5 protein-coding genes and 1 pseudogene are annotated in these 6,986 nt (G+C 66.1%); 3 read left to right on the top strand and 3 right to left on the bottom strand.

Features of this window, described 5'->3' with window-relative positions:
• From AP428_RS37395 to map, 3 genes and pseudogenes are all read right to left on the bottom strand, one after another.
• Positions 1–406 (bottom strand): annotated as a pseudogene (locus tag AP428_RS37395) (pseudouridine synthase); the annotation flags it as partial.
• A gap of 16 nt (positions 407–422) precedes the next feature.
• Positions 423–2,999, bottom strand: coding sequence for a [protein-PII] uridylyltransferase (locus tag AP428_RS07695; RefSeq protein WP_006478486.1), 2,577 nt, complete (start codon positions 2,997–2,999; stop codon positions 423–425).
• A 46-nt stretch (positions 3,000–3,045) separates the two neighbouring features.
• Positions 3,046–3,861 (bottom strand): type I methionyl aminopeptidase, encoded by an 816-nt coding sequence (gene map, locus AP428_RS07690; protein WP_012328760.1) that lies wholly within the window; start codon positions 3,859–3,861, stop codon positions 3,046–3,048.
• 379 nt (positions 3,862–4,240) lie between these two features.
• On the opposite strand from map, the gene rpsB reads away from it, so the two are divergent.
• From rpsB to pyrH, 3 genes are all read left to right on the top strand, one after another.
• Complete coding sequence (rpsB, locus tag AP428_RS07685) at positions 4,241–4,981, top strand: 30S ribosomal protein S2 (RefSeq protein WP_011352461.1); 741 nt, start codon at positions 4,241–4,243, stop codon at positions 4,979–4,981.
• 162 nt (positions 4,982–5,143) lie between these two features.
• Entirely contained in the window at positions 5,144–6,025 is an 882-nt protein-coding gene (gene tsf, locus AP428_RS07680) for a translation elongation factor Ts (protein ID WP_011549541.1), read from the top strand.
• Positions 6,026–6,181: 156 nt separating this feature from the next.
• A complete protein-coding gene (gene pyrH / locus AP428_RS07675; RefSeq protein ID WP_006402648.1) occupies positions 6,182–6,895 on the top strand; it encodes a UMP kinase in 714 nt (237 codons plus the stop codon).
• Positions 6,896–6,986: the final 91 nt, after the last annotated feature.

Here is a 6,986-nt window from a genome sequence, read left to right as displayed (position 1 = left end):
GTGCTGCCTTCGCACCCGCGCGACGCGGACGTGCATCGTCATCGCGGCGAGCCGGACGATCGGACGATGTGCGTCGATCGCCAAAACTGCGCTTCGCACCTTCACCGGCCGCGTTCTCGCGATACGGCGCGCGCGCGCCACGCTCGGCACCGCCGTCACGCGGTGCGCGCTTGGCCGGTGCGCGATCCGCGCCCGGACGCTCGGCGCCGGCCGCACCGCGCGGCTTGAACGAGCGCTCGCCGGTGGCGGCGGCCGCAGCGGGCGCCTTTTTCGGGCGGGCCGGCTTATCCCCCGCGGGCGGCGCGGCGGGGCGCACCGCCTTGCGGGCGACGAGGCTGCCGGAGCGGACAGGGGCGCGAGTCGGCGACGCCGGCTTCGGATTCTTGACGGTTAATTTGGTGCGCATAAACGCTGGGATTCATTCAGACTGCGATCGCACGCAGCAATTCGGTTTCGAGCTGGATCTGCAGGCGGTTGTCGGACAGGCCGGCGCCCGCGAGCAGGAAGATGTCTTCGACGCGCTCGCCGAGCGTATTGATCCGCGCCGCATGGACGCCGATCCGATGTTCGGCGAGTACGCGCGCGATCGAATAGAGAAGGCCCGGCCGGTCGTTGGCGGACACGGACAGGATGTAGTACTGACCACGCTCGTCGGCCCGCAGATCGACGCGCGGCGTGATCGGAAACGTCCGGGACAGCCTCGACAGGCGGCCCTTCGACGGTTCCGGCAGCGATGCGGTTTCGGCGAGCCGCGTCGCGAGCTGCTGCTCGACGAGATTCGCGATGTCGCGGTAACGCACGTCGCGTTCGGTCTGCGTGACGATGAAGTTGTCGAGCGCGTAGCCGTGCCGCGTCGTGCTGACGCGCGCATCGAGCACCGACAGCCCGTTGCGGTCGAAATACGCGCAGATGCCCGCGAACAGGTCGGGGCGGTCCTTCACGTACACGAGCACCTGCAGCGCGTCGCCGATCGGCGACGGCCGCGCGCGGACGATCGCGGTTTCGGCGTTCACGTGCCGGTACAGCACGCGCGTCTGCCACGCGATGTCGGCCGCGTCGTGACGCAGGAAGAAGCCGACGTCGAGCTGATCCCACAGCGCGCGGTGCGCGTCGTCGGGCACGGTTTCCAGGCGCAGCAGCGCGAGCGCCTGCTCCTGCCGCGACTTCAGCTCCGAATGCGCGTCGGGGTTCGCGCCGCCGAGCACCGCCAGCGTGATGCGGTACAGATCCTCGAGCAGCTTGCCCTTCCAGGTGTTCCACACCTTCGGGCTCGTGCCGCGGATATCGGCGACGGTCAGCAGGTAGAGGGCGGTGAGGTAGCGTTCGTTACCGACCACCTCGGCGAAGCGCTTGATGACCTCGGGGTCGCTCGTGTCCTGTTTCTGCGCGACCTGGCTCATCGTCAGGTGATGCTGGACGAGCCACACGATCAACGCCGCGTCGTCGCCGGCGATGCCGTGCTCACGGCAGAAGCGTCGCGCGTCGGCCATCCCGAGCGTCGAGTGATCGCCGCCGCGGCCCTTCGCGATGTCGTGGAACAGCGCCGCGACGTACAGCACCCACGGGCGCTCGAAGTTGCCGATCAGCTGGCTGCAGAACGGGTATTCGTGCGCATGCTCGGCCACCGCGAAGCGGCGAATGTTGCGCAGCACCATCAGGATGTGCTGGTCGACCGTGTACACGTGGTACAGGTCGTGCTGCATTTGGCCGACGATGCGGCGGAAGTTCAGCAGATAGCGGCCGAGCACGCTCGTCTGGTTCATCAGCCGGAATGCGTGCGTGATGCCTTCGGGCTGCTGCAGGATCCGCATGAACGTGGCGCGGTTCTGCGGATCGCGGCGCCACGCGTTGTTCATGATCTCGCGCGAGTTGTACAGCGCGCGCAGCGTGCGGGCGGACAGGCCCTTCACGCCGCGGGTCGTCTCATACAGCAGGAACGCTTCGAGGATCGCGTCGGGATGGCGCTCGAACACGCCGTCGTCGACGATCTCGAGCATCCCCTGTTTCTCGACGAAGCGATCGGCCGACAGCACGCGCGTGATGCCGCTCGTTGCGGGGAACAGCTGCGCCTCGATGTTCTGGATCAGGATCGTCGCGAGCTGCGTGACGGCTTTCGCGGCCCAGTAGTAGCGGCGCATCAGTTGCTCGCTCGCGCGCTTGGCCTGCGTCGGCTGATAGCCGAAGCTCTCGGCGGCCTGCGTCTGCAAGTCGAACACGAGCATGTCCTGGCGGCGCCCGGCGATCACGTGCAGCCGCGCGCGCAGCGTCTTCAGGAAGCCTTCGTTGCGGCGCAGCTCGCGCGCTTCGCGGTCGGTGATGAGGCCGCGCGTGTCGAGCTCGCGCCAGCTGCTGCCGAAGCCGGCGGCGCGCGCAATCCACAGGATCGTCTGCAGGTCGCGCAGCCCGCCGGGGCTTTCCTTCACGTTCGGTTCGAGGCTGTACGGCGTGTCCTGGAACTTCGCGTGGCGCTGGCGCATCTCGAGCACCTTCGCGGTGAAGAACGCACGGGCGTCGAGCGCTTCGTGGTAGCGCACGGTGAAGCGCTCGAACAGCGCGGTGCTGCCGACGATGCGGCGCGCTTCCAGCAGCGAGGTCTGCACCGTGACGTCCTGCGACGCCTCCTCGATGCACTGCGCGACCGTGCGCACGCTGCTGCCGATCTCGAGGCCGAGATCCCACGCCATCCCGATGAAGCGCTCGATGCGCGCGTCGAGCGCCGCGTCGTGCGCATCCGGCAGCAGCACGAGGATGTCGACGTCGGAATAGGGCGCGAGCTCGCCGCGCCCGTAGCCGCCGACGGCGACGAGCGCGAGCGTCGCGGGCAGTCCGCATTCGTCCCACACGCGCTTCAATGCATCGTCGGTGAGTTTCGACAGCGCGTGCATCAGCGACGCGACGTTCGCCGCGTGGCGAAAGCGCTCCAGCATCTCCGTCTTGGCGGCCTTGAATTCGGCGCGCCGCGACAGCGCTTCGGGCGAGGGGGCAGCGTGAGCGCTCATGGGCGGCCGTTCAGGTGCGGAGTGGGGCGGGCTGGCGCGACGGCGCTCAGACGGCGGCGGCCGGTTGCGCGAACACGGGGCGCGCCGGCGTGCCGGCCGACACGGTCAGCACTTCGTAGCCGGTTTCGGTGACGAGCACCGTGTGCTCCCACTGCGCGGACAGGCTGCGGTCGCGCGTCTTGACCGTCCACTGGTCGGGCATCGTGCGGATGTCGCGTTTGCCGGCGTTGATCATCGGCTCGATCGTGAAGATCATCCCGGCCTTCAGTTCGATACCGGTGCCCGGGCGACCGTAGTGGACGACCTGCGGATCCTCGTGGAACACCGTGCCGATGCCGTGGCCACAGTATTCGCGCACGACGCTGTAGCCCTGTGCCTCCGCGTGCTTCTGGATCGCGTAGCCGATGTCGCCGAGGTGCGCGCCGGGCTTGACCTGGTCGATGCCGAGCCACATGCATTCGTAGGTGGTCTGCACGAGGCGCTTCGCGAGGATCGAACCCTCGCCGACGATGAACATCCGGCTGGTGTCGCCGAAGTAGCCGTTCTTGATCACGGTGATGTCGATGTTCAGCGCGTCGCCGTTCTTGATCACCTTCTCGCCGGGAATGCCGTGGCAGATCACGTCGTTGACCGAAATGCAGGTGGCCTTCGGGTACGGCGGATAGCCGGGCGGCTGGTAGTTCAGCGGCGCGGGGATCGTGCCTTGCTCGTTGAGCATGAACTCGTGGCAGAGGCGGTCGAGTTCGGCGGTCGTGACGCCCGCGACGACGTGCGGCGTGATGAAGTCGAGCACTTCGCTGGCGAGACGGCAGGCGACGCGCATCTCCGCGATATCGTGTTCGTTTTTGAGCGTAATAGCCATCGAGGTATGCCTGGAATGCGGTGAATTGACGGATTATCGCACCTTATGGCGGGCCTCGCAGCCCCTGCCGGCCGCGCGGATGCGGGTTTTCGCGGATTGTCCGACCTGCTGCCGCGCGGCAAGCGGAAGTGCCGCGCGACTTGAGAGCGGACAAATCCGCGTGCTATACTCTTTGGCTAAGTCGATATCCAAATTTGCCGTTGTGCCCCATTTCGGGGCGGCATCGCGGTGAAAGGCTTACGGCACGGGCGTTTTGCACGTGCCGAATCGCAAGCCGGCGCAACCAGGGTGCCGTCCGTGCGGAGTCCACGTCCTTCGAGGCGGGTTCGCGCGGCGGTACGGCAGCCGGCTTAAGACCCAACCCTCGTGGAGAATTTACATGGCAGTTACGATGCGCCAAATGCTGGAAGCGGGTGTCCACTTCGGTCACCAGACGCGCTTCTGGAACCCGAAGATGGCTCCGTTCATTTTCGGTCACCGCAACAAGATTCACATCATCAACCTCGAAAAGACGCTGCCGATGTTCACGGACGCACAGAAGTACGTGCGCCAGCTGGCAGCGAACCGCGGCACGATCCTGTTCGTCGGCACGAAGCGCCAGTCGCGTGACACGATTGCCCAGGAAGCGCAACGTGCGGGCATGCCGTACGTCAACGCACGCTGGCTCGGCGGCATGATGACCAACTTCAAGACGCTGAAGGTATCGATCAAGCGCCTGAAGGACATGGAAGCGGCCGTCGAATCGGGCGAAACCGAGAAGATGAGCAAGAAGGAAGCGCTGCTGTTCGAACGCGAAATCGCCAAGCTGCAGAAGTCGATCGGCGGCGTGAAGGACATGGGCGGCATTCCGGACGCAATTTTCGTCGTCGACGTCGGCTACCACAAGATCGCCGTCACGGAAGCGAACAAGCTGGGCGTGCCGGTCATCGCCGTGGTCGATACGAACCACTCGCCGGAAGGTGTGGATTACGTGATCCCGGGTAACGACGACTCGAGCAAGGCAGTCGCGCTGTACGCCGAAGGCGTGGCCGACGCGATCCTCGAAGGCCGCGCGAACGCGGTCAACGAAGTGGTCCAGGCCGCACGCGGCGACGACGAGTACGTCGAGGAAAACGCGTAACTGGCCCCGAGCCGGCGCAAAAAGGGGGCTCTCAACAGGCCCCCTTTTTTTAAGCTTGTGCGCCGGACCTGATCGCGCCGAATCGGCGCGGGTCCGGAAACGAATCTCGGCCGTTCGCGTCCAAGCGGGCGGCGTTGTGAATACAGACTCAAGGAGCGAATGATGGCGGCAATTACCGCAAGCATGGTGGCAGAACTGCGCGCGAAGACCGACGCACCGATGATGGAGTGCAAGAAGGCGCTGACGGAAGCCGACGGCGATCTGGCCAAGGCTGAAGAACTGTTGCGCGTCAAGCTCGGCAACAAGGCGAGCAAGGCCGCATCGCGCGTGACGGCAGAAGGCGTCGTCGCATCGTTCGTCGGCGGCAACGCAGGCGCGCTGGTCGAACTGAACTGCGAAACCGACTTCGTCGCGAAGAACGACGACTTCCTCGCGTTCTCGAAGACGGTCGCGGAACTCGTCGCGACGCAGAACCCGGCCGACGTGGCCGCGCTGTCGGCGCTGCCGCTCGAAGGCTCGACCGTCGACGCAGTGCGTCTGGCGCTGATCGGCAAGATCGGCGAGAACGTGTCGATCCGCCGTTTCGTCCGTTTCGAAACCGCGAACAAGATCGCCACGTACCTGCACGGCGCGCGTATCGGCGTGATCGTCGAGTACACGGGTGCGGAAGAGCAGGTCGGCAAGGACGTCGCGATGCACATCGCCGCGATGAAGCCGGTCGCGCTGTCGTCGGCCGACGTGCCGGCTGAACTGATCGACACGGAACGCCGCGTCGCCGAGCAGAAGGCCGCGGAATCGGGCAAGCCGGCCGAAATCGTCGCCAAGATGGTCGACGGCAGCGTCCAGAAGTACCTGAAGGAAGTGTCGCTGCTGAACCAGACGTTCGTGAAGAACGACAAGCAGACGATCGAGCAGATGCTGAAGGCAGCGAATGCGACGGTGCAGAAGTTCGCGCTGTTCGTCGTCGGCGAAGGCATCGAGAAGCGCCAGGACGACTTCGCCGCCGAAGTGGCCGCGCAAGTCGCAGCAGCAAAGCAGCAGTAAGCAGTCAGGCAGCATCCGCGGCGGGCGTCCGCTCCGCCGCGGCCGGCGGCGCCGCCGGCCGGCCGGGAACCCCGGTCCGGTCGTCGGCGCTTGCCCGAATCAGTATTTCGCCCCTACAGTTCGTGGTTGTCATCCTCTCGTCGCTCGGAAGCCCCTATGTCCAATGCCTATAAACGCGTCCTCCTCAAACTCTCCGGCGAAGCGCTGATGGGCGACGATGCCTTCGGCATCAATCGCGCGACGATCGAACGGATGGTGGCCGATATCGCCGAAGTCGTGCGTCTCGGGACGCAGCTCGCGGTCGTGATCGGTGGCGGTAATATTTTCCGTGGTGTCGCGGGCGGCGCGGCCGGCATGGACCGCGCGACGGCCGACTACATGGGGATGCTGGCGACGATGATGAACGCGCTGGCGCTGCAGGACGCGATGCGCCACGCCGGCATCGAGGCGCGCGTGCAGTCCGCGCTGCGCATGGACCAGGTCGTCGAGCCGTACATCCGGCCCCGCGCGATCCGTCAGCTCGAGGAAGGCCGCGTCGTGATCTTCGCGGCCGGCACCGGCAACCCGTTCTTCACGACGGATACCGCCGCCGCGCTGCGCGGTTCGGAAGTGGGCGCCGAAGTCGTGCTGAAGGCGACCAAGGTCGATGGCGTATATTCTGCCGATCCGAAGAAGGATCCGTCGGCCACGCGTTACACGACGATCAGCTTCGACGAGGCGATCAGCCGCAACCTGCAGGTGATGGACGCGACGGCGTTTGCGCTGTGCCGCGACCAGAAGCTGCCGATTCGCGTGTTTTCGATCAACAAGCCGGGCGCGCTCAAGCGCATCGTGCTGGGCGAGGACGAAGGTACGCTCGTCCACGTGTAAACTCCCGCGGATGCGGGCGACCGGCCGCGGCGCGCGACATGCGCCGGGCGGGGCTCGTGTTCTTTGAAGGTTTGAAGGTTCGGAGGTTGAA

The sequence above is a fragment of the Burkholderia sp. E168m22 genome, from assembly GCF_001319805.1.
GTDB lineage: Bacteria > Pseudomonadota > Gammaproteobacteria > Burkholderiales > Burkholderiaceae > Burkholderia > Burkholderia orbicola.
Note: the sequence above shows the minus strand (reverse complement) of the source record. Positions and strands in the feature narration are given on the sequence as shown.